Genomic DNA, 21,527 nt, shown 5'->3' with positions numbered 1-21,527 from the left:
CGAAGGAGAAAGTCACGATGGTGGTACGCAGTACGTCCATGCGTTTCGACGCAACAGAACTGACGATCGAGGAACTCGCGCTTCAGGCCGAAGTGCGGGAGTACCTCGACAAGCGGCTAACCCCGGGCAGCTACCCCCTCGGACTCGGGATGTCCGGGGCTGTGGATCCAGCGTTCTCGCGAGATCTCGGTAGCCGTGGGTGGCTCGGAATGTCACTGCCGAAGGAATACGGCGGGGGTGGACGGTCAGCAGTGGATCGATTGGTCGTCGTCGAAGAACTTCTCGCGCGGGGAGCGCCGGTCGGTTATCACTGGATCGGAGACAGACAGTCGGGTCCGAGCATCGCCGCCAACGGCACGGAAGAACAGAAGCGGTACTTCCTTCCCGGTATCGCGATCGGTGAGTTCTCGTTCTCGATCGGGATGAGTGAGCCCGACTCGGGTTCGGACCTGGCATCGGTACGCACTCGCGCCGAACGTGTCGATGGTGGCTGGAAAGTCAACGGCACCAAGATCTGGACCACCGGCGCCTTCCACGCCACACACATACTCGCCCTGCTGCGAACCTCGGCAGACAAGCACAACGGACTCACTCAGCTGATCGTCGATCGCGACAGCGAGGGCCTGACCGTCTCACCCATTCCGTTCATCGACGGAAGCGAGGACTTCTGCGAGGTGTCGTTCCAGGACGTTTTCGTGCCGGACTCGCGTCGCCTCGGAGACGTCGGAGCGGGCTGGGGACAAAACACCGGTGAACTCGCACTCGAGCGAGGTGGCGTCGACCGCTGGATGTCGCTGATGCCGGTCCTCGAGAACTGGGCAGCCAACCAGGCGGCGCAGGGCGGTCCCTCTGCCCTCGCCGATCTGGGCTCGATTACGGCGCGCTGCTGGGCTTTTCGTGGGATGTCGCTGTCCATTGCACGGATGGTCGACTCCGGTCGCTCGCCGGTCACGGAGGCCGCGCTGATCAAGGAAATGGCAACACGCTTCGAACAGGACTGTGTTGCCACCGTGGCACGGCACCTCGGCCGGGCTCCAGACCTTGCCTCCGACGACCCGTACGAGTCACTGCTCGCACGGGCCGTGCTGGTGGCGCCGTCGTGGTCGATTCGCGGTGGCACCAACGAAATTCTCCGCACCGTGATCGTGAAAGGATTGAACCGATGAATTCGGGGTCAGAGATCAACGCGTACACATTCGACGCCGACCTCGAATCGATGGTAGAGCAATTTTTCGCCGAGAAGTCCGGCACCGAGGTGGTAGCGCAGGCGGAGATGGACGGTCTGCCCACCGGATTATGGAGCGCGGCAGTCGAACTGGGGTTGCCACTGGTCGGTCTTCCCGAATCCGTTGGTGGTTCCGGTGGCTCGCTCCTCGACGCCGTGACTGTCCAGCGCGCGGCGGCGAGGCACGCTGCGCCGTTGCCGCTCGCCGAGACGTACCTCGCGGGTAGGCTGGCAGCAGCGGCCGGGCTACCGGTGCCCTCCGGAATCGCAACCGTCGCGCCGGGATCGCAGCGCGACGATGTGCGTCGCACCAACGACGGTTTCCTGTCGGGCACCTTTCACGATGTGCCGTGGGGTAGCGCCGCATCAGTGCTGGCAGCAGTTCTCGGTGATCGCGTTGTACTCCTGAACATCTCCGACGCCGAGATCGGTGGAGGGACGGATCTTGCCGGGCAACCGCGTCAGAGCCTGACGTTCGCAGAAGCGCGGATTGTCGATGGCGACAACTTGGTCGACCCGCGGATTCTCAGCAGGCTCGGCGCGTTCTTGCGCTCGGTGCAGATGTCGGGAGCGATGGAGTCGGTGTCGACGTTGACCCGGCGCTACGTGTCGGAGCGGGTGCAGTTCGGCAGGCCCATCGCGCAATTCCAAGCCGTCCAGCAGCATATCGTCACCCTCGCACAGATGGCATCGATGTCCACACTGGCCGTGGATCGCACGGCGCACGCGCTCACCCGGCGCGACGCCGACTTCGAAGTGTGTGCAACCAAATTGGTGGTTTCGCAGAATGCGCTCGCGAGCGTGCGCGCCGCCCACCAGGCACACGGTGCGATCGGCATGACCCGCGAATACCGCTTGCAACAACTCACCAGACGACTGCATGCCTGGCGATCGGAGTTCGGCGACGAAATCGCGAGCGCCACGCAACTGGGAGAGGCCGTAGCTGCATCGCCGTCACTGCACCGCTTGATCACTGATCCAGAACCGACATTGCAGCTGTAATCCTGACTGTCGTAGAGGATTACGTTGCGTTGCAACGAAGATCGCGCTTCAGTATCTTGCCCGCTGCCGACAGTGGCAATGCATCGACGAATTGGAAGGTACGCGGAGATTTGTAACCGGCGATCAGCGTTTTCACGTGAGCGCGCAGTTCGTCGGCGTCGGCGTCGAAACCATGCCGAAGGACGACTACGGCATGGACACGCTCGCCCCACTGGGTATCGGGCAGGCCGATCACGGCACAGGACGCGACGGATTCATGTTGTGCCAGAGCGTTTTCGACCTCGGTGGAGTAGACGTTCTCGCCACCGGTGACGATCATGTCCTTGATGCGATCGACGATGAACAGGTAACCGCGGGCGTCGAGGTATCCGGCGTCGCCGGTATGCATCCACCCGTCGCGGAGCACTTCTGCGGTCTCTTTCGGTTTGTTCCAGTATCCGAGCATGACGTGGCTGCCGAACGTGACGATTTCGCCCACCTCGCCGGGTGGGAGTTCCGCGCCGGTCGGGTCGACGATTTTCACCTCGCAGTGCGGCAGTACTCGACCGGCGCTGCGGAGGAGATCACCACCTTCGAGGTGATCAGCCGGGCTCAGCATGCTGATGTGCGCGGTTTCAGTCATCCCGTAGCCCTGCACAAACGAGCTGTTGGGGAACATTTGCATGACTCGTTCGAGAAGCGTCGGCGAAATGGGCGAGGCGCCGTATCTCAGGATCCTGACGCTGGACAAGTCATAGGTGGTCGAGTCTTCGTAGTCGACCAACATCTGAAGCATCGTCGGCACCAGACCCACAGTTGTCGGGCGATGGCGATCAACGGCCTCGAGGAACGTGCGTGGGCTGAAGTTCGGCATGAACACCTGGGTGCCACCCATCAGCGACTGAGCCAACCATCCAACTATCCCGGCGATGTGAAACAGAGGGTTGATCGCGAGGTTCGTTCCGTTGCTGACAGCCACGCTGCCTGCCGCGAGAGTACCAAGCGCCGAGGTCATCAGCGCTTGATGACTGATCATCACGCCCTTCGGCACTCCGGTGGTCCCGCCGGTGTAGAGGAGTAGTGCCAGCGTGTCGCCGCCGACGCGCAGATCGTCGACCGGAGTCGCCTCCGCGATCACCCGTTCATAGTCGAGCATTCCGTCGCGAACCGGGCCGCTGCCGCAGTAGACGACAGTGGTCAGGCCTGGACACGCCTCGCGAAGGGTAGATCCGACGGAAGCAAAGTTCTCGTCCACGAGTAATACCGTCGATCCTGAATCTTCCAGGGCGTACGTGATTTCCGCCGTGCTCCAGCGAGAATTGACCGGACTGGCCACTGCTCCGAACCACCAGCAGGCCAGGAGCGCCTCGTGGTAGTAGTCGGAGTTCGATGCCAAGATTGCGACTCTGTCACCGGTGCGCAGGCCCAAAGTCTGAAACCCTCCGGAGAGTCTGCTCATCCGGTCCACCGATTCCCGGCACGTGCGCAGCCGGCCGTCGAAGATCGTCATCACCGCATCGGGTGATGCTCGCAGGGATCGGTGAACGAATTGAGTCAGCTGCATGCGATTCCTTCTGCGGGTGTGGGCCGAGTGCTCCGACTCGGATCAGTTCCAGCCATGATGCTATTTGCCTGATAATTTCCTTCACTCACCGCCTGAGACCGCGCCTCACCCTCGATGCAGTCTAGGACGATTGTCCAGTTGTCTCTTCCGATTCCGTCCTGCAGCGGCGTGATTTCTGCGAGAGTGTCGAACATGCGTGGAATTCTGGTAGCCGGTGTGAGTGCATTCGCGGCGGTCGTCTCGGTCGTCTCGGCTCCCACGGCCGGTGCCGAGGCGACTGCGGACCGAGCTCGCTCGTTCTCCGAGGCCACGTCCGTCGGCGTCCACAATTCCTACGAGAAGGCGACGTTTCCGTACTTCGCCGACGCTTTGGACTCCGGGGCCTCGCTGCTCGAATTGGATCTGTGGACCAACGGCGGTGGTCCGGACTGGCGTGTCTCGCACATGAATCCGGTGGCGAGTGACAGCAACTGCGTCGGTGCGCAGGACGCATCCGGGTTGCGAAGTGGTCTGCGAGATCAGGGACTGCGCGGATGCCTGGCAGATATGCGGGCGTGGCACGAAGCCGACCCCGAGCATCCTCCGGTGATGATCAAGTTGGAACTCAAGGACGGCTTCACCACCGGCTACGGACGCGGACCTGCCGATCTCGACGCCTTGATCCTCGGGACTCTCGGGAACGCGGTCTTCACTCCATCCGATCTGATGGGTGAGTCCTACTCGAGCCCGGATGCCGCCGTCACCGACCGTGGATGGCCGAGCATGTCCGAGATGAACGGCAAATTTCTGTTCGAGCTGATTCCGGGAACGATCGAGGAGGGAAACCCGCTCGACACGGAGTGGACCGACCGGCAGTACGCGACGCACTTGCGAGATCTGTCCGCTGCCGGGCTCGTCCAACTCGGCGCCGCCTTTCCCGCTGTTCACCGGGCGTCACCGGGAGACCCACGAATCGACCGTTACGCCGACCCGGGCATCCGCCCGTGGTTCGTGATCTTCGACGGCGATGCCCTCGATTACTCCTCGGGCGTTGTGGATCCGCAGTGGTACCACGATCGTGGCTACCTGCTCGTCATGACCGACGCGCACAAGGTCGCTCCACAGATCGACGGTGTGCATGCCACCGAAGCCGAGGCGAGCGAGCGTCTCGACCGGTTGGCCGGTGATCACGCAAGTTACATCACCGCGGACTGGTCGAGGTTGCCGAACGTACTGTCCACCGTGGTGCCGCGTCGGTGATCTAGAGGGCGGCAATTCTCAGGAACAGGGTGCAGGATGGGTTCATGCGCACTGTCACGTGGAATCCCGAAGTCTACGGCCGCTATTCGGGTGAGCGGTCACGCCCGTTCGTGGACCTGGTGTCACGGGTGGCGACCGAAGACCCGACGCGGGTAGCCGACCTCGGCTGCGGATCAGGTAGCTTGACCGCGATGCTGGGGGAACGATGGCCGGACGCCTCGGTATCCGGTTTCGATTCGTCTCCCGAAATGGTGGCGCAGGCCCCGACAGACCTACCGGGAAACGTCACCGTCGAGTTGGGGGACATCATGTCCTTCGATGCCTCGGGTTACGACGTGGTCGTCAGTAACGCTGCATTGCAGTGGGTTCCGAGCCACCGTGAGCTGATCGACCAGTGGGCGGACACCCTGGCATCCGGGTCGTGGTTGGCGTGGCAGGTTCCGGGAAACTTCGATGCACCGTCACATGCGCTCATGCGAAGCCTCGCGGAGTCCGCGGAATGGAGCGAGCGACTGGGTGGCGTCCTACGCGGCCCGGAAGGCGTCGACAGTCCGGTTGCGTACGCGCAGCGTCTGCAGGAGCACGGATTCGACGTCGACGCCTGGGAGACGACGTACGTACATGTGCTGGCCGGTGCTGATCCGGTGCTCGGATGGGTTCGGGGGACTGGACTTCGGCCGGTGCTGGACGTTCTCGGCGAGGCCGACGCTCCGGAGTTCGAGCGCCAGTATTCGGATCTGCTGCGGGAGGCGTATCCCGCAACAGCCGCCGGAACGCTGTTTCCGTTCCGGCGGGTGTTCTGCGTGGGACGCAAGCGGTAACTACTCGGCTGTGCTGCGGTCCGCCGATCACTCAGCGGTGACAAAGCCTTCCGAGACCAGCCAGTCGCGAGCCACGTCCGCCGGCTCCTTGCCGTCGACGTCGACCTGCCGGTTGAGCTCGGTCATCACCTCGTTGGTCAGTTTCTCCGAGATCGGCGCCATGACTTCGGCAACCTCCGGATGTGCTTCCGCGAAGTCCTTTTTCATGACCAATGCCGGATTGTATTTCGGGAAGAACTGCAGATCGTCTTCGAGCAGAACGAGATCGAGTGCGATGATGCGACCGTCGGTGGTGAACACCTCGCCGAACTTGCACTGATCGCTGTCGGCTGTGGCCTGGTAGATGATGCCGGTCTGCAGGATCTGGCGTTGAGCACGCGAGGCGTCGAAACCGTATTTCGCTGCCAGGCCGGGGTATCCGTCCTGGCGGACGTTGAACTCGGTCTCCACGCACGTCACTGCGGCGCCGGGATCGGATTCGACCAACTTCGCGTAGTCGGAAACCGTCTTGACGCCGGTCTTCTCAGCGGTCTCCTTGCTCATCGCCAATGCGTACGTATTGTTCATCGGCGCCGGATCGGTCCACACCATGTCGTTCGCAGCAAGGTCCGCATCACGGACGGCCTCGAACTGCGCCTGCGAATCGGGAAGCGGAGTCTCGTTGCCGAGGTAGTTGATCCAGCCGGTCCCGGTGTACTCGTACGCAAGGTCGATCTGCCCGTTCAACTGTGCGTCACGAGTGCTGTTCGAGCCCTGGATATTCGTGAGATCTCGAACATCTGCGCCCGCAGCGGCCATCGCGAATTCGATGACGTATCCGAGCACGATCTGCTCGGTGAAGTCCTTGGAGCCGACGGTCATCTTCACACCCTCGAGCTCCGGAACCGGCTCGATGCTGCCGGGACCGACAGCCAGGGGCAGTGCGCCACCGGACTCGAGGCCACAGGAAGCGACAAGTGTGAGGCCGATCGTGGCAACCGCGACTTTCCAGCCCCACGTTCTGGTGATCGAAGTCTTGGTCATCGTAATCCCTTGGGCCCGAGATAAGTTTCGGCGAGCGCGCCGAGCCAGTCGATCAGCAAGGCCAACGACACCGCCAGTACCGCACCGACCACGAGGGTGACGTTGTCGCGGAGCTTGTATCCGGTGTCGATCAGAATGCCGAGCCCGCCGGCACTGACCAGGAAGCACAGCGTCGCGGTGCCGACTGCCAGAACGAGCGAAGTGCGCAGTCCTGCAAGGATGTACGGGACGGCCATCGGGAATTCGAGTTGACGCAGGACCGTGAGCGAAGACATTCCCTGCCCGCGCCCGGCATCGATCAAGGTCTTGTCCACTTGCTGGTAGCCGAGGATGGTGTTGCGCAGCACCGGGAGCAGCGAATAGAACGCGATGGGAAACACGCCTATCCAGAAGCCCGTCGTTCTTGTTGCGAGATAGAACAGCACGAGCAGGCCGATGGCAGGCGCCGCGGCTCCGATGTTGGCTATTCCCACGAAGAACGGTGCCAATCGGGTGAATTTCGGCCTGGTCAGCAGGGTTCCGAGTGGAACCGCGATGGCGACGACGATGATGACCACGGCGGCCGTGATCAGTACGTGCTGCCAGGTCAGTGTGACGATGTTGTCGAGATTGATGCTCGCCTTCTGCGTCGCGTTGAGATCTCGGCTGAATGCCCAGATCAACACGCCCGCAACCAGGATCAGGACGATGACCGGTTGCACATACAGTCGCATCCGTTCCGCACGGCGCGTGGCGGCGTTCTCGGCCGCACCCAGATCGGGGGCGTCCGGTTCCATCGCAGGCGCGGAGACGCGCTCCTCTGTCGTGGCAGTCATGTTCAACCCTCGACGTTCTCGGTGTCTGGCTCTTCGTCGTGGTCGTGCGCATGCTCCTCGCGCATCTCGGAGAGATGGCTGACCAGTGTGTCGATGGTGATGAGACCGACATACTCGCCGCGCCGTCCGGTGACCACAGTGGACGCATTGCTTTCAGCGAGAAGAGCTTCCAAGGCATCCTGCAGGGTGGACTGGATGGACACGGCTTCGCCGATCTCGTTACCGACACCTCGAAGCGTCGACGCATGGGCGAGGTGGCCGGGCGAGACCCAGCGAAGCGGCCGTCCACGCTGATCGAGAATCAAGGCCCACTTCCACTTACGCGCTGCGAGTGCGGTTCTCAAATCATCGACCGAATCGGTTTCGCGGGCGGTGAGGCACTGCTTGAGTTTGATCTGGCGCACGCGTGTCAGGGTCAGCTGCTTGAGCGAGGCGTCCGCCCCGACAAATCCCGCGACCATGTCGTTTGCGGGATTGGCGAGAATCGCTTCCGGAGTGTCGTACTGCATGATGCTGGACTGATTGCCCAGCACGGCAATACGGTCACCGAGTTTGACTGCCTCGTTGAAATCGTGGGTGACGAAGACGATGGTCTTACCCAACTCCGACTGCAGACGCATCAGTTCGTCCTGCAGCAGGCCGCGGGTGATCGGGTCGACGGCACCGAAAGGCTCGTCCATCAACAAGACAGGGGGATCGGCAGCCAGCGCCCGCGCCACGCCCACACGCTGTTGCTGGCCACCGGACAACTGGCGAGGGTAGCGGTCGCGATAGGTATCGGGATCGAGGCCGACGAGGTCGAGCATCTCGTCGGTGCGAGCTGCGATACGTTTCTTGTCCCAACCGATGAGGCCGGGCACCGTCGCGACGTTCTTCGCAATGGTGAAGTGCGGGAACAATCCTGCCTGCTGAATCGAGTAGCCGATGCCGCGGCGAAGCTTGTCCGGGTCGATGGACAGCGCGTCCTTGCCGTCGATGGTGATCTTGCCCGAGGTGGGTTCGATCAGACGGTTGATCATGCGCATCGTCGTCGTCTTGCCGCAACCCGAAGGTCCGACGAAGACCACGATCTCACCGGCCGGAACAGTCAGTGAAACATTGTCCACCGCTGCAGCTTTCTGGCCCGGGTAACGCTTGGTCACGGATTCGAGAACGATCTCGACCCCGGATACCTTCTGATCTGCAGATACGTCAGACGGAATGGTTTCAGTCATTGCAGCCCCTTCGAAGTAGTGAGACGACCGATGACGACGTAGATTCCGTCGAGAATCAGAGCGAGAATGACGATCAGTACGGTGCCGACCAGCGCTTGAGGAACAGCGTTCGGGCTACCGACACGCGAGAGTCCGGAGAAGATCAGGTTTCCCAGACCAGGACCCTTGGCGTACGCCGCGATGGCGAGGATGCCCATGAGCATCTGTGTGCTGACCCGCATGCCGGTGAGGATCGACGGCCACGCAATCGGCAGCTCGATTCGACTCAGAACATGCATGCGATTCATTCCGACACCGCGGGCTGCGTCCGTGATCGCCGGGTTGACCGCATCCAGACCGATGATCGTGTTCCGAATGATCGGGAGCAGGGCATACAAGATCAACGCGGTGATCGTGGGAGCGACGCCGAGACCGAGAATCGGAATGAGCAGTCCGAGGAGGGCGAATGAAGGAACCGTCAAGATCGTGCTGGCCAATGCCGTAGCGATGGAGGATCCCGCCGGGCTCCGGTAGACGAGTATGCCGATGATCACGGCGGCAATCGTCGCGATGATCACGGACTGGATAACTGCTGAAACATGTAGGTACGAGTCGGTCATCAATTGTTGTCGTCGTGCAACGACAAAATCCCATAGGGCGCCCATATTTCCGAACCCACTTTCTTCGGACTTCTGCTCGCTCGAACGTCTTCCCTCGACACCGACCGGCGCACAAGGGCTTTCCCCGCAGCCTCCGTAGGCCGAGGGGTTTCCCTCGACTGTCGTCCAAAAACTGAGATACTGCAACTAATTCCGATTGCAGCGTGTCGGATGTTGTTCTGGACGTGAGATTTTGCGGGACGCGGGTAGGTACCCACTGCGTGCGGAGTTGAAACGTGCTGGAGACAGCAAACGCTCGAGACAGCAATGCTGGAGGGCTCCGGAGAACCCTCCCGCATTGTGGGAACTGTACGAGTCGGCCTCAGGCCCAGCTGAGCGCATCCTCATTGGACAGCCGCGGCAGACGGTCGAACCACGGGTTCTCGCCGGGATGGCCGATGTTGACCACCAGGGTGGTCTTGAAGCGTCCGTCCGCGAAGAACTCGCCGTCGATGCCGTCGGCGTCGAAGCCGGCCATCGGGCCGGCGACCAGGCCCTGCGCCCGAATCGCGAGGATCACGTAACCAGCCTGCAGTGCGGCGTTGAACTTGCTGCTCGATGTGGCGGCAGCGTCGTCGGACTCGAAGTAGTCCTTCATCTCCGGACGGATGGGGAACAGTGCCGGAATGTGCTCGTAGAACTTGGTGTCAACGGCAAGAACCGCGACAGCAGGCGCCGATGCGGTCTTGGCCTTGTTGCCGTCGGACATGTGCTCGACGAGGCGCGCTTTGCCCTCCTCCGTACGCACGAACAGCACGCGCAGTGGATTGGTGTTGGCCGCGGTCGGTGCCCACTTCGCGAGCTCCCAGATCGCAGTCAGTTCGTCGTCGGTGACCGGTTCGTTGGAGAAGGAGTTTGCCGTGCGGGCTGCTGTGAAGAGCAGTTCACGGCCGGCTGCGTCGAGCTGCTGTGCGGTAAATGGGGTGGCTGCGTCGAGTGACATCGGTGGTTCCGTTTCCGTTGTAGCTCATCCGAGCGTTACCCGGTAAAGCTAGTTGCTAGTAAAAAGAAAGTAATTGGATACGGTAGCACCAGTCGTAGGGTTCAGCGTGGGGGAGTGACGAGTCAGACCGTCTGGGTGGCGAGAATCCTCACCGCCAGATCCTCGATCGCGCACTGTCGTGATTCGAGTCGGACGCGCGTGAGGTCGTTGATCATGCTGATGGTTGCCAACACCGTCGCCCGTGCATCCGCGGTTTCGTTACCGAGCAGGTGTACCCACTCGTCGATGTACTCGCGTTGTGCAATGTGCGTCGAGGCCTGCGCTTCTTCGGGCAAGTTCGCTGTTTCTTCGATGAGAATGGCAATCGCGCTGTCAGGTGAGATCACCGAATTGGTGTACGAATGCACGACGCGGGCAATCGCGTCTTCCCGTGAGTCTGCGTTCCTCAAAGCCTGGACCAGGCCGAGCCGGAGTGTTTCGTTCCCGCGGGCCAGAATTGCTTGCAGCACTTCGGCTTTACTTCCGAAATGGGTGTAGATGCTCGAACTCGGAACACCGGCGGCGCTGCCGATGTCGTCCATTGTCACGGATCGGTAGCCGCGTTGATCGAACAGCGTGATTGCGGCGCCCATCAAACTTTCGCGACGCGAAGTGTGGCTGAAGTTCGAAGTCGGCTGCGGCTGTGCCGCCGGCTCCTCGGGAAGGACCGGAGCGGTACGAACGACATCGAACAACCTGGCTAACAGAGCCTCGAAGCGCTTTCGAGGAAGCGTCGTGCGGTGTCGAGCGGGGCTGAACGCGATACTGGTGAGTGCCCACCCCAGAACGACGGAATCGGGAACCGACAGGTCGGGACGCTCGTGTCGAAGGGCGACTGCGACCCGGCTCGTGACTTCCCGAACTCCGGCACGCGCCTCCGTTCTGCGCTCAGGGGTCAGGTTACGGGCCTCCTGATCGAAGAGAAGACTACGGAAGTTGTTGTCGAGTCCGTAACGAACCAGTGCCGTGAAGACCACCTTGGAATCGGTTCGATCGACCTCGTCGAGGATCGCGAGGATCGAAGACGAGCCGTCGAGCATCGCCTGCGCGAGGAGTTCCTGCTTGTTCGGGAAGTGGCGGTACAGCGCGCCTGCGGTGATGCCCACCGCAGACGCGATGCCTTCCATGCTGACGTTGTGGTACCCCGAGCGGCCGAACTGTTCACGAGCCACGGTGATGATCTGCGCCTTGCGGTTGCGTGGGCGCAGCGTCTTCTTCGGGGTCGTTTTCGGCGCGGCCGGCCGGTCCGGCGAGGCCGCAGGTGTGCCGTCCGATGTATCGATCGTCATGGGGCCCTCGAGGTCGGTGGCGTGGTCAGGTGATGGTGCTGGTTGCCAAGTCGGAGAACTGCCTGCGGAGTTCTCTCTTGAGTATCTTGCCAGCCGGGGACACGGGCATTTGCTCGACGATGGTGATACTTCGCGGAGACTTGTAGCCGGCAATCAGCGTCTTCGAGTGTGCGCGGACTTCTTCGCACGTCAGAGACACCCCGGGACGCACGACCAGGACCGCGTGGACTCGCTCGCCGTACTGATCGTCGGGTACGCCGATCACAGCGCAGCTGATCACGTCCGGATGTGTGGCCAGCGCGTTTTCGACCTCCGTCGAATAGACGTTCTCGCCACCCGAGATGATCATGTCCTTGAGCCGATCCACGACGAAGAGATACCCGGCTTCGTCCATGTAGCCTCCGTCGCCGGTGTACAGCCAACCGTCGCGCAATGCCGATCGTGTTTCTTCCGGCCGATTCCAGTAGCCGCACATGATGTTGCCGCCGCGGGCGATGATTTCGCCGACCTCACCGCGAGGAAGCTCGTTTCCGTTCTCGTCGACCACCTGAATCTCGACGTGTCCCATCGGCCGACCGGCAGATTTCAGGCGGGTCGCGTCGACGTGATCTTCTGCGCTCAGGCTGGTGAGTCCGGGTCCGGCCTCGGTCATGCCGTACCCCTGCATGAAGGCTGCCTGCGGAAAAGCCTGTTGCGCTTGCCGAAGCAAGGTTTCGGAGATCGGGGAAGCACCGTACTGCACGGCCAGGATGCTGGACAGGTCCCGGTTCGTCCGGTCCGGATGACGAATCAGCATTTGAATCATCGTGGGTACCAACAGCATCGACGTAACTTTGTGCTGCTCGATCAAGCGCAGTGCGGTGGCCGGTTCGAAACTTGGCTGAATCACCAACGTCGCCCCGACAGTGTTACGACCGATCCAATTTGCCAGCGATGCAAGGTGAAACATCGGGGCGGTGATCAGAGCCAGGCCGTCGGTACCAGGCGTTCGATTACTGGCCACTGCGCCGAGGCTCGACGTCACGAGGTTGGCGTGGGTGAGCATGACCCCCTTGGGGTGACCGCTGGTTCCCCCGGTATAGAAGATTCCGGCCAAGTGGTCGCCGCCGAGTCGCAGGTCCGGTGTGGGTTCGCTCGAGGCGATCAGATTCTCGTAGTCGAGAGCGCCGGCCGGCGTCGGCAGTTCGCCGGCATGTATCACTACGGCGAGCTGTGGGAACAACACCCGTACCTCGTCGAGTAGCGGCAGAAAGGTGTCGTCGACGACCAGCACTCGTGTATCGGAATCGTCCAGCGCAAAAGCGATCTCGGCAGCGCTCCATCTGGTGTTGAGCGGATTGACAGCGCCTCCCATCCACCAGGTGGCAAAAAAGTACTCGTGATAGCGATCGGAGTTGAGCGACAGTATCGCGACGCGATCGCCTACCTGCACACCGAGGTCACGGAAAGCGCCCGCAAGACGGGTTACTCTCCCGCCGACCTCGGCGCAGGTGCGGATACGGTCCCCACACACGGTCATGGGTTGGTCAGGGCGTTGCTGCATTGATCGTTGCAGAGACTGAGTCAAGTACATGGGGACCGCTCCTTTCGGGAAACGTGAGGTCAGCGACTGCCGCCGTCGCACACCAGGCATTGGCCGCTGACGTAGTCGGTTTCGGGCAGGCAGAGCGCAAATACCGCGCCGGCCGCTTCGTCCGGACGTCCGGCGCGGCCCAGTGGGATGGTCCGCTCGGCTGCCGCCAGGAGCTGTGGGTTGACGCCGACTTTGATTTCGCGACCCTCGACGTCGATGGTCGAGTTACCGTCTGCCGACGCTTCCGTCAGGCGGGTGTTGATCAGACCGTATGCAACGGCATTGACGTTGACCTTGTAACGACCCCACTCACGCGCAAGGGTCTTGCTCAAGCCGATGATGCCGGCCTTGGCGGCTGCGTAGTTGGACTGTCCGGCATTGCCCACCACTCCGGCATTGGAGGAGATGTTGACAACCTTGCGGTGGTAGTCGGTGGGATTGGCCTTGATGTAGGGCTGAGCGGCGCGCAGGATCTGGAACGGTGCCTTCAGATGCAGATCGAGAATCGTGTCCCACTGTTCGTCGGTCATCTTCTGGATGACGTTGTCCCAGGTGAACCCGGCATTGTTGACGATGATGTCGAGGCCGCCGAAGGTATCGATTGCGGTGTTGACGAATCGATCCGCAAAACCTTCTTCGGTGACCGAACCGACGCACGCCACTGCCTTGCCACCGGCCGCGATGATCTCCTCGACCGTCTCCTTGGCCGGGCCCGGATCAAGATCGTTGACTACGACGCTCGCGCCTTCCGCGGCGAACTTCATGGCGATGGCGCGGCCGATACCACGGCCGGATCCGGTGACGAGTGCTGTCCTGTTGTCGAGCTTGCCCATGTCGGGGTTCCTTTCGGTAGAGAGAGTTTTCAAGCGGCTACGACGGCGTCGCCGCGCAGGGTGACGGTGCCGTCGGAGAGAGTGACGGCAATATCGAGATGGGCCAGGCCGTCCTCGACCTTGGTGACGGTCCCGGTGCACGTCGGCTTGGCGTGCAGCGGTGTGATGGAGGCAAAGCGAACACTGTAGGTGCGGATGCGTTCCTGCGGAACGTAATTGGTCAGCAATCGACCGAGGTAGGCCATCGAGAGCATGCCGTGTGCGAACACGTCGTCCATTCCGCCGGAGCGAGCGACGTCGAGATCGATGTGCATCGGGTTGTGGTCACCCGAAGCGCCGGCGTAGAGCGCGAGAGTGGTGCGACTGATCTCGGGCAATTCCAGGGAGGGAAGAACGTCTCCTGTTTTCATTTCTGCGCCTTAGGGTTTCGAACGACCAGGGTGTTGGTGAGGCGGGCGATCAACTCGCCGTCGCGGGTGACCTCGGCGGTCCGGACAAGGAAGTCCAAGGCGCCGTTCTTCTTCGAGTACACGTCCGTGACCTTGCCGTTGTAGGCAAGTGTGTCGCCGGCATAGGCGAGTGCGTGATATTCGAAGGACTGCTCGCCGTGCAGGACGTACCTCATGTCGATTTTCAGCGATCGGACCAGGGCAAACGGGTCCGGTTTTTCCATGTCGAGGCAAAACAGGAATGTCGGCGGTACCACCAGGTCACGATGCCCCGCAGCCTTGGCGGCCTCGACGTCTCCGTAGATCGGGTTGGTCTCACCGATGGCCTGGGCGAAGAAGCGCAGGCGTCCGCGCTCGACCAGTGCCTCGTGGCCCGGGATGATCGTTCCGACGACGGACGGATCGAGCGCCATGTCAGCCCACCTTCTTGAAGATGCTGACCACACACGCACCGCCGAGTCCGAGGTTGTGCTGCAGTCCGATTCGTGCTCCTTCGACCTGCCGCTTGCCGGCCTGACCGCGCAGTTGCCAGACCAGTTCGGCGCACTGGGCAAGACCGGTGGCGCCGAGGGGGTGGCCCTTTGACAGCAGGCCTCCCGACGGGTTGGTGACTACTCGTCCGCCGTAGGTGTTGTCGCCGTCCAGGATGAACTTCTCGGCAGTACCTTCGGGCGTGAGGCCAAGACCTTCGTACGTGATGAGTTCGTTGGCGGAGAAGCAGTCGTGCAGTTCCACGACCTGAACGTCCTCAGGTCCGATGCCGGCGGCTTCGTAAACCTGCGAGGCTGCGGCAGCCGTCATGTCGTAGCCGACGACCTTCATCATGTCGCGGTCCTCGAAAGTGCTTGGTGTATCGGTGGTCAGGGCCTGTGCCTCGATCACTACGTCAGACGCCAGCCCGTGCTTGCGGGCGAACTCTTCGCTGCAGACGACAGCGGCAGCGGCACCACAGGTGGGTGGGCAGCATTGGTAACGAGTGAGCGGGCCGAAGATGTGCGGTGACTCCAGTACCTGCTCTTCGGTGAGAAGATCACGGAAGACCGCGTTGGGATTGTTGGCCGCGTGCTTACGTGCCTTGACCGAGATCTTTGCGAAGGTCTCGGGCTTGGTGCCGTACTTCTCCATGTGCGAAAGTCCTGCGCCACCGAACATCTGGGCTGCGCGCGGTGCGTCGTGGACGCCTTGGATCTCGGTCATCAGATCGTCGAAACGGTACATCGGGGCAGGGCGGTCGTCCCAAACTCGCTTGAGCGCACCGGGTTTCATCTGCTCGAAGCCGACAGCCAATGCGCATTCGACGGCGCCACTCGCGACGGCTTGGCGTGCGAGGAAAAGGGCCGACGAGCCTGTGGCGCAGTTGTTGTTGACGTTGATGACCGGGATTCCGGTGAGCCCGAGACCGTAGACGGCGGCCTGTCCGGCAGTGGAATCGCCGTAAACGTAGCCGGCATAGGCCTGCTGGACCAGCGAGTAGTCGATACCGGCGTCGTCGAGGGCGGCACGGGCGGCGGTCTCTCCCATGACGTTGTAGTTCTCGCTCTTGCCCGGCTTGGTGAACGGGATCATTCCCACTCCGGCAACATGGACTTTTCTGGTCACGATTGTCTCCTAATTGATCGGATGGAAATTTACTTAACACCACGATTCGAGTTTTGTCTACTGGATCACAGTGCGTCTTTACGTGGGACTTTCGTTGCAATTTTCGATGGTTCGCCGAGGTGTGTGGATGATTTTGCGAGACTATTGCGTCAGCATGCCGATTGATGATTTACTTTCTGGGCGGCAAGGTGGCGTGCGTCACAGAGTAGGTGCCTGACGGTCGAAGCGGCCACGTCAGGTTCGCACCGGACCGGTCTCCGAGTCCCGCATCCAGTACTTCGGTGCTGAGATCAGTTCACCCAGCTTCTGTTTCGCATTGCGCTCACTCCGTGGCGCAGTTGTCGCACTTGCCTGAGAGGATCGATGAGAATGACGTTGAGCAAGCCGGCTCTTCCCACCGCCGCACCACCGCGAGAAGTAGGGGAATCCCGAGTGCGGGCATGGGGGCTCACCGGAGTTCTCGTTCTCCTTGTCGTCGTCAACTGGGCTGACAAGGCAGTCTTCGGCCTGGTTGCACAGCCGCTGGCCAAGGAATTCGGGCTGACCTCTGCACAGATCGGACTGGTCGGCAGTGCATTCTTCCTGGCCTTCACCGTCGGTGGCTTCTTTGCCGGGGTACTGCACAAGTGGATGTCGCTGCGGTGGTTGCTGGTTCTGCTCTCACTGGGGTGGGCAGCGTCGATGATCCCGCTCGTCGTGGTTGCCGGTTTCGGCATGCTTCTGTTCACGCGCATGATGCTCGGATTCTTCGAGGGACCAGCGGGTGCGCTGGTTCACACGGGTGTCTACTCGTGGCATCCTGCGGAAAAGCGTGGTCTGCCAGGAGCTTTCCTGGCTTCCGGTGCCTCTATCGCGAAGATTGCGATCGCGCCGCTGATGGCCTTGGCTGTAGCCAGTTGGGGGTGGCGAGCAACGTTCATCATCCTTGCCGGGGTCGGCGTGGTCTGGTGCGTCCTGTGGTTGTTCACCTGGAAAGAGGGGCCGTACATGCAGCGGCCGGTCAGGAAGTCCGAGCGGGAGACCACAACGGCCACAGACTCGGTGGTTGTCGCCAAGGTGCCGCTGACGAAGATCTTCTTCACGCCGACATTCCTCGGTGCGCTTGCCGCGGTGTTCACCATGTACGCTCTCATCACGGTGGTGCTCACGTGGCTGCCGTCGTACTTCGAAGTGGGACTTGGATACTCGCGGGTTCAGGCGGGAACCATGTTCGGCATTCCCAGCATCGCGGGACTGTTCTTCATGTTCCTGTGCACGTCGATCAGTGACAGGCTGATGGCGCGGGGTGCCAGCTCTCGGATCCTGCGCGGTATCGTTCCCGGAATTGCCCTGCTGATCTGTGGGCTTGCCCTCGTCAGCATGCCGTTCATCAAGACTCCGATCGTTGCGGTGCTCGTGGTATCAGTGGGTTACGGCATCGGGACGGTCATCATTCCGCAGTTCAACGCAGCGATCTCCGAAATCTGCCCGCCGCAGCAGATGGCCTCGGTACTGGGTGTTTTCATGGCTCTGATGGCCACCGGCGGTCTGATCGCTCCCTACCTCACCGGCGTCATCGTCGACAGCGCCGCAACCCCGGCCGAGGGATACGCCACCGCATTCCAGATCTTCGGAATCGCGACTGTCATCGGTGCCGTCATCGCGCTCTGCGCCGTCAACGCCACCCGCGATCGGGTGCGAATCCTCGGCTGAGCACTACTCACTTTCATTTCACAATATCCAGGAGAAACAATGCAGCGCACAGTATTCAACGAAGAGCACGAGGATTTCCGCAAGGTCATCCGTAGCTTCATCGAAGCCGAGGTAGTGCCCAACTTCTCCGATTGGGAGCGCGAGGGCATGGTGCCCCGCGACTTCTATCGCCAGCTCGGCAAGCTCGGCGTTCTCGGAATGACGGTTCCCGTGCAGTACGGCGGAGCGGGTGAAACAAGCTTCAAGTTCCAGGCTGCCCTGACCGAAGAGACGGCTCGTGCGGCAGTCAGCTTTGGCGCATTCGGTGTACACACCGGCCTGGTCCTGCCATACATCCTGACCTACGGAACCGAAGAGCAGAAGCAGCGTTGGCTGCCCGATTTCATCAGTGGCGACATGATGACTGCCATCGCGATGACCGAACCGGGCACCGGCTCGGACCTGGCGGGCATCAAGACCACGGCCAAACGGTCCGAGGACGGCACTCACTATGTTCTCAACGGCGCAAAGACATTCATCACCGGCGGCGTTCAGGCTGATCGGGTTCTCGTGATCTGCCGTACGTCACCGCCGACGGCAGAGAACCGTCGCGCCGGGTTGAGCATCCTCGCAGTGGACACGTCGAGCGAAGGCTACGAGGTCGGTCGCAAGCTCGAGAAGATCGGCATGCGCACTTCGGACACGGCAGAGCTTTCCTTCACCGACGTGCGGGTGCCGGCCGAGGATCTACTCGGTGAGGAAGGCGCAGCGTTCGGTTACCTGGCCAACAACCTTCCGCAGGAGCGACTGATGATCGCGGTCACCCAGACCGCCGCGGCCGTCGGAGCTATCGAGTTCGCTTCTGCCTACGTGCGTGACCGCAAGGTGTTCGGCCAGGCGGTGGCGGAGTTCCAGAACACCAAGTTCGTCATCGCCGAGTGCATCGCCAAGGTGGAGGCTGCTCAGTGCATGGTCGACCGGGCTCTGGAATTACACGAGACCGGCGACCTCAGTGTTGCCGACGCCGCCAAGGCAAAGCTGTTCTGCACCGAGACGGCAGCCGAGGTCATCGACAAGTGCTTGCAGCTTCACGGGGGCTACGGCTACATGCTGGAATACCCCATCGCGCGTCTGTACGCGGACACCCGTGTGTCGCGCATCTACGGCGGAACCAACGAAGTGATGAAGACGATCATCGCCAAAGCGGCCGGGTTCTGAACGAATCGAGGGAAACCATGGCAGAGCTTCTCTACGACGTCGATGACGGTGTCGCCACGATGACTCTGAACCGACCGGATCGACGCAACGCGATTACGTACACGCTGCTCACCGAGCTGCAGAACGCGCTTACGTCGGCGGCCGGTGACGGGGCCGTGAGAGTCGTCGTGCTCACGGGCGCTGGAGGGAACTTTTCGGTCGGTCGCGATCAGTCCGGTGATCGGTCGAGCCGTGTAGTGCGGGGTGATTCACAGCAAGAGGATCGCACTCGCCTGCTTGATGTTTCACGGGTGATCCCAACTTTGGTGCAGCTTCCCAAGCCTACGGTGGCGGTGATTCGCGGTGGCTGTGCGGGCGCCGGCTTGAGTCTCGCTCTGGCGTGCGATCTTCGCTATGCCGGAGCCGATGCGATGTTCAACACGGCCTTCCTGGGGGCTGGAATGTCCGGTGACATGGGAATGGCGTGGTTGCTGACCCGCGCAGCGGGCACATCGAAGGCGCGGGAATTGATGCTGCTGTCCGAACGAATCAAAGCTGATCGCGCTGCCTCATTCGGAATGATTCACGAGGCTTTCGCCGAAGAATCGCTGGAATCGAGGACTACGGAAATTGTTCAGCGGCTCTCTGTTTCGGCACCGTTGGCAGTGCGTGGTGCAAAGCTGAACCTCGATTCGGCGATGTCGCGGCCGCTGTCCGAATTCTTGATGGACGAAGCCGACCGGCTGATCACGTGCGCGTATTCCGAAGACGTGGAGGAAGCGCGCTCGGCATTCCTCGAGAAACGAGTACCGCACTTCACGGGCCGCTGAAAAGAACTGGAACACATTGTTATCGGGATCAGGAGAGTGAACGAGAATGTACTTGACTCAGGGTTTACATCGGTCGGTCCAGCGTGAACCCGACGCGATCGCCGTCGTTGACGGGCAGCGCCAGTTGACGTTCGCTCAACTGGAGAGTCGCGTTGCGCGATTGGCCGGTATGTTCACGTCGTACGGGCTCGAACGAGGTGACCGGGTAGGAATACTGGCCACGAACTGTCTCGAGTATATCGAATACTCCTTCGCCTGTGCCTGGGCGTCGATGGTCGCGTCCCCGGTGAACAACCGCTGGAGTCCCGACGAGATGGCATTTCACATCGAAGATGCCGGAATCACAGTGCTTCTCGTGGACGGACCGCGTCTGCCCGCTGCGCTGGAACTGCGTGATCGGTGCGCTGTACTGGAGACCGTGATCGTATTCGGTGCGGCGGATCTCCCCGGCGATACGGTCGACTACGACTCTGCTTTGGCGCTGCACGGTCCGATTCCCGATACTCACGCAGATCCCGATGCCTTGGCGTTGCTCATGTACACCGGCGGAACTACAGGCCGCCCCAAAGGTGTCATGCTGAGCGCAGGCCAGATCCTGACATCGGTGCTCGGAGTCCTTGCCGGTAGTGGTGAGCCGAATCTGCCAGGCCGCTCCCTGCACGTGGCGCCCCTGTTCCACCTCGCAGCCTTCGCCGGTTTGGTCCAGGCCTCGGTTACCGGATCCGTGCACGTTTTGATGGGGGACTTCACCGTCGAGAAACTCGTCGAAACCATTGCAGAGAAGGAAGTTACACAATCTCTGCTCGTGCCGACAATGGTGCAAGCGATGCTCGAATACGCTGATCGGACAGGTCTGCCGATCGACAGTCTCACCTCGATCACCTACGGCGCATCGCCGATGCCCGAACCACTGGTTCGGCGCTTGATCGAACGATCACCTGATCTTCGACTGCGCCAGGGCTACGGAATGACCGAGTTGGCCCCGGCAGCAACACTTCTCCGCGACGACGACCACCGCAATCCTGATCACCCGGAACGACTTCGATCAGTGGGACGTGCTGCGCCACACACCGAGGTGCGGATTGTCGACGCAACCGGCACAGAGCTTCCGCGCGGCGATATCGGTGAGGTCGTCGTGCGGGGCTCGAACGTCATGATGGGTTACTGGAACAACGAGGCGGAGACGGCGCACGCGGTGCGCAGTGGATGGATGCATACCGGTGACCTCGGCTTCATGGACGAGCATGGTTACGTGTTTCTCGTAGACCGACTCAAGGACATGATCATCTCGGGCGGCGAGAACGTCTACAGTGCCGAAGTCGAAGCCGCCCTGTCCCAGCATCCCGGTGTGAGCAGTTGTGCGGTCATCGGAGTACCCGACGACAAATGGGGAGAACGCGTCCATGCAGTGGTGGTGCGCACACCTGAAAACAATTCGAGCGGTGATGAACTCCGAGATTTTGTCGGCGAGCGTATAGCTCGGTACAAGGCGCCGCGGTCGGTCGATTTTGTCGACGCGCTCCCGCTGTCGCCGGTAGGGAAGATCCTCAAGCGCACTCTGCGTGAGACCTACCGGTGACACAG

The 21,527-nt window shown here is 61.6% G+C and carries 20 protein-coding genes; 8 read left to right on the top strand and 12 right to left on the bottom strand.

The genetic code is table 11. The features are described from left to right. Nucleotides 1-17 precede the first annotated feature (17 nt). On the top strand, nucleotides 18-1,166 hold the full coding sequence (locus tag ABX74_RS21270) for an acyl-CoA dehydrogenase family protein (RefSeq protein WP_223257979.1): 1,149 nt from the start codon (nucleotides 18-20) through the stop codon (nucleotides 1,164-1,166). Continuing rightward, a complete protein-coding gene (locus tag ABX74_RS21265; protein ID WP_047889644.1) occupies nucleotides 1,163-2,227 on the top strand; it encodes an acyl-CoA dehydrogenase in 1,065 nt (354 codons plus the stop codon). Before ABX74_RS21270 ends, ABX74_RS21265 begins: the two co-directional genes overlap by 4 nt. A 19-nt stretch (nucleotides 2,228-2,246) precedes the next feature. Here ABX74_RS21265 and ABX74_RS21260 read toward each other — a convergent pair whose 3' ends face one another. Beyond that, nucleotides 2,247-3,770, bottom strand: coding sequence for an acyl-CoA synthetase (locus ABX74_RS21260; protein ID WP_047889643.1), 1,524 nt, complete (start codon nucleotides 3,768-3,770; stop codon nucleotides 2,247-2,249). A 192-nt stretch (nucleotides 3,771-3,962) separates the two neighbouring features. Between ABX74_RS21260 and ABX74_RS21255 the strand changes: the two genes are divergently transcribed. Continuing rightward, the gene (locus ABX74_RS21255) at nucleotides 3,963-5,009 is read left to right on the top strand and encodes a phosphatidylinositol-specific phospholipase C domain-containing protein (RefSeq protein ID WP_047889642.1); all 1,047 of its coding nucleotides are present in this window, start codon (nucleotides 3,963-3,965) and stop codon (nucleotides 5,007-5,009) included. Between the two features lie 44 nt (nucleotides 5,010-5,053). Beyond that, the gene (locus ABX74_RS21250) at nucleotides 5,054-5,830 is read left to right on the top strand and encodes a trans-aconitate 2-methyltransferase (RefSeq protein ID WP_047889702.1); all 777 of its coding nucleotides are present in this window, start codon (nucleotides 5,054-5,056) and stop codon (nucleotides 5,828-5,830) included. A gap of 27 nt (nucleotides 5,831-5,857) precedes the next feature. On the opposite strand, the gene ABX74_RS21245 is transcribed toward ABX74_RS21250, so the two are convergent. From ABX74_RS21245 to ABX74_RS21195, 11 genes are all read right to left on the bottom strand, one after another. Next, nucleotides 5,858-6,853 carry a glycine betaine ABC transporter substrate-binding protein gene (locus ABX74_RS21245; protein ID WP_019745161.1) on the bottom strand — a complete coding sequence of 332 codons (996 nt, stop codon included), beginning with the start codon at nucleotides 6,851-6,853 and terminating at the stop codon, nucleotides 5,858-5,860. After that, complete coding sequence (locus tag ABX74_RS21240; RefSeq protein ID WP_082148537.1) at nucleotides 6,850-7,668, bottom strand: ABC transporter permease; 819 nt, start codon at nucleotides 7,666-7,668, stop codon at nucleotides 6,850-6,852. The genes ABX74_RS21245 and ABX74_RS21240 overlap by 4 nt, the downstream gene beginning before the upstream one ends. A 2-nt stretch (nucleotides 7,669-7,670) precedes the next feature. Further along, nucleotides 7,671-8,882: an ATP-binding cassette domain-containing protein gene (locus ABX74_RS21235; protein WP_020908997.1), complete on the bottom strand. Its 1,212-nt coding sequence runs from the start codon at nucleotides 8,880-8,882 to the stop codon at nucleotides 7,671-7,673. Beyond that, nucleotides 8,879-9,526, bottom strand: coding sequence for an ABC transporter permease (locus tag ABX74_RS21230; protein ID WP_019745160.1), 648 nt, complete (start codon nucleotides 9,524-9,526; stop codon nucleotides 8,879-8,881). The genes ABX74_RS21235 and ABX74_RS21230 overlap by 4 nt, the downstream gene beginning before the upstream one ends. Before the next feature lie 316 nt (nucleotides 9,527-9,842). Further along, entirely contained in the window at nucleotides 9,843-10,463 is a 621-nt protein-coding gene (locus ABX74_RS21225) for a malonic semialdehyde reductase (RefSeq protein WP_020908996.1), read from the bottom strand. A 122-nt stretch (nucleotides 10,464-10,585) separates the two neighbouring features. After that, a complete protein-coding gene (locus tag ABX74_RS21220) occupies nucleotides 10,586-11,791 on the bottom strand; it encodes a TetR/AcrR family transcriptional regulator (protein WP_047889641.1) in 1,206 nt (401 codons plus the stop codon). 25 nt (nucleotides 11,792-11,816) lie between these two features. Then, nucleotides 11,817-13,364 carry an acyl-CoA synthetase gene (locus ABX74_RS21215; protein ID WP_020970676.1) on the bottom strand — a complete coding sequence of 516 codons (1,548 nt, stop codon included), beginning with the start codon at nucleotides 13,362-13,364 and terminating at the stop codon, nucleotides 11,817-11,819. A gap of 29 nt (nucleotides 13,365-13,393) precedes the next feature. Beyond that, nucleotides 13,394-14,197: an SDR family NAD(P)-dependent oxidoreductase gene (locus tag ABX74_RS21210; RefSeq protein WP_020908993.1), complete on the bottom strand. Its 804-nt coding sequence runs from the start codon at nucleotides 14,195-14,197 to the stop codon at nucleotides 13,394-13,396. A 29-nt stretch (nucleotides 14,198-14,226) separates the two neighbouring features. Beyond that, a complete protein-coding gene (locus tag ABX74_RS21205; protein WP_020908992.1) occupies nucleotides 14,227-14,607 on the bottom strand; it encodes a MaoC/PaaZ C-terminal domain-containing protein in 381 nt (126 codons plus the stop codon). Continuing rightward, entirely contained in the window at nucleotides 14,604-15,059 is a 456-nt protein-coding gene (locus ABX74_RS21200) for a MaoC family dehydratase N-terminal domain-containing protein (RefSeq protein ID WP_020970674.1), read from the bottom strand. Before ABX74_RS21200 ends, ABX74_RS21205 begins: the two co-directional genes overlap by 4 nt. A 1-nt stretch (nucleotide 15,060) precedes the next feature. Next, nucleotides 15,061-16,245, bottom strand: a complete 1,185-nt coding sequence (locus tag ABX74_RS21195; protein WP_047889640.1) for a lipid-transfer protein — start codon at nucleotides 16,243-16,245, stop codon at nucleotides 15,061-15,063. 432 nt (nucleotides 16,246-16,677) lie between these two features. On the opposite strand from ABX74_RS21195, the gene ABX74_RS21190 reads away from it, so the two are divergent. The 4 genes from ABX74_RS21190 to ABX74_RS21175 are packed head-to-tail and all read left to right on the top strand — an operon-like array spanning nucleotide 16,678 to nucleotide 21,522. Beyond that, complete coding sequence (locus ABX74_RS21190; RefSeq protein ID WP_081098313.1) at nucleotides 16,678-17,937, top strand: MFS transporter; 1,260 nt, start codon at nucleotides 16,678-16,680, stop codon at nucleotides 17,935-17,937. 39 nt (nucleotides 17,938-17,976) lie between these two features. After that, nucleotides 17,977-19,134: an acyl-CoA dehydrogenase family protein gene (locus ABX74_RS21185; RefSeq protein ID WP_020908988.1), complete on the top strand. Its 1,158-nt coding sequence runs from the start codon at nucleotides 17,977-17,979 to the stop codon at nucleotides 19,132-19,134. Between the two features lie 17 nt (nucleotides 19,135-19,151). Continuing rightward, nucleotides 19,152-19,943 (top strand): enoyl-CoA hydratase/isomerase family protein, encoded by a 792-nt coding sequence (locus tag ABX74_RS21180; RefSeq protein ID WP_047889638.1) that lies wholly within the window; start codon nucleotides 19,152-19,154, stop codon nucleotides 19,941-19,943. Nucleotides 19,944-19,989: 46 nt separating this feature from the next. Continuing rightward, the gene (locus ABX74_RS21175) at nucleotides 19,990-21,522 is read left to right on the top strand and encodes an acyl-CoA synthetase (RefSeq protein ID WP_047889637.1); all 1,533 of its coding nucleotides are present in this window, start codon (nucleotides 19,990-19,992) and stop codon (nucleotides 21,520-21,522) included. Nucleotides 21,523-21,527: the final 5 nt, after the last annotated feature.

This window comes from Rhodococcus sp. ARP2 (genome assembly GCF_001029585.1).
In the GTDB taxonomy this organism is placed as follows: Bacteria; Actinomycetota; Actinomycetes; order Mycobacteriales; family Mycobacteriaceae; genus Rhodococcus_F; species Rhodococcus_F erythropolis.
The sequence above is the reverse complement of the archived record's forward strand: the minus strand, read 5'-3'. Positions and strand labels throughout refer to the sequence as shown.

Excerpts from the sequence above, each read along its gene's own strand:
- ABX74_RS21245 (WP_019745161.1), bottom strand. The coding sequence starts at position 6,853 with ATGACCAAGACTTCGATCACCAGAACGTGGGGCTGGAAAGTCGCGGTT.
- ABX74_RS21215 (WP_020970676.1), bottom strand. The coding sequence starts at position 13,364 with ATGTACTTGACTCAGTCTCTGCAACGATCAATGCAGCAACGCCCTGAC.
- ABX74_RS21185 (WP_020908988.1), top strand. The coding sequence starts at position 17,977 with ATGCAGCGCACAGTATTCAACGAAGAGCACGAGGATTTCCGCAAGGTC.
- ABX74_RS21225 (WP_020908996.1), bottom strand. The coding sequence starts at position 10,463 with ATGTCACTCGACGCAGCCACCCCATTTACCGCACAGCAGCTCGACGCA.
- ABX74_RS21175 (WP_047889637.1), top strand. The coding sequence starts at position 19,990 with ATGTACTTGACTCAGGGTTTACATCGGTCGGTCCAGCGTGAACCCGAC.
- ABX74_RS21255 (WP_047889642.1), top strand. The coding sequence starts at position 3,963 with ATGCGTGGAATTCTGGTAGCCGGTGTGAGTGCATTCGCGGCGGTCGTC.
- ABX74_RS21265 (WP_047889644.1), top strand. The coding sequence starts at position 1,163 with ATGAATTCGGGGTCAGAGATCAACGCGTACACATTCGACGCCGACCTC.
- ABX74_RS21200 (WP_020970674.1), bottom strand. The coding sequence starts at position 15,059 with ATGGCGCTCGATCCGTCCGTCGTCGGAACGATCATCCCGGGCCACGAG.
- ABX74_RS21205 (WP_020908992.1), bottom strand. The coding sequence starts at position 14,607 with ATGAAAACAGGAGACGTTCTTCCCTCCCTGGAATTGCCCGAGATCAGT.
- ABX74_RS21220 (WP_047889641.1), bottom strand. The coding sequence starts at position 11,791 with ATGACGATCGATACATCGGACGGCACACCTGCGGCCTCGCCGGACCGG.
- ABX74_RS21240 (WP_082148537.1), bottom strand. The coding sequence starts at position 7,668 with ATGACTGCCACGACAGAGGAGCGCGTCTCCGCGCCTGCGATGGAACCG.
- ABX74_RS21180 (WP_047889638.1), top strand. The coding sequence starts at position 19,152 with ATGGCAGAGCTTCTCTACGACGTCGATGACGGTGTCGCCACGATGACT.
- ABX74_RS21250 (WP_047889702.1), top strand. The coding sequence starts at position 5,054 with ATGCGCACTGTCACGTGGAATCCCGAAGTCTACGGCCGCTATTCGGGT.
- ABX74_RS21260 (WP_047889643.1), bottom strand. The coding sequence starts at position 3,770 with ATGCAGCTGACTCAATTCGTTCACCGATCCCTGCGAGCATCACCCGAT.
- ABX74_RS21230 (WP_019745160.1), bottom strand. The coding sequence starts at position 9,526 with ATGGGCGCCCTATGGGATTTTGTCGTTGCACGACGACAACAATTGATG.
- ABX74_RS21210 (WP_020908993.1), bottom strand. The coding sequence starts at position 14,197 with ATGGGCAAGCTCGACAACAGGACAGCACTCGTCACCGGATCCGGCCGT.
- ABX74_RS21270 (WP_223257979.1), top strand. The coding sequence starts at position 18 with ATGGTGGTACGCAGTACGTCCATGCGTTTCGACGCAACAGAACTGACG.
- ABX74_RS21235 (WP_020908997.1), bottom strand. The coding sequence starts at position 8,882 with ATGACTGAAACCATTCCGTCTGACGTATCTGCAGATCAGAAGGTATCC.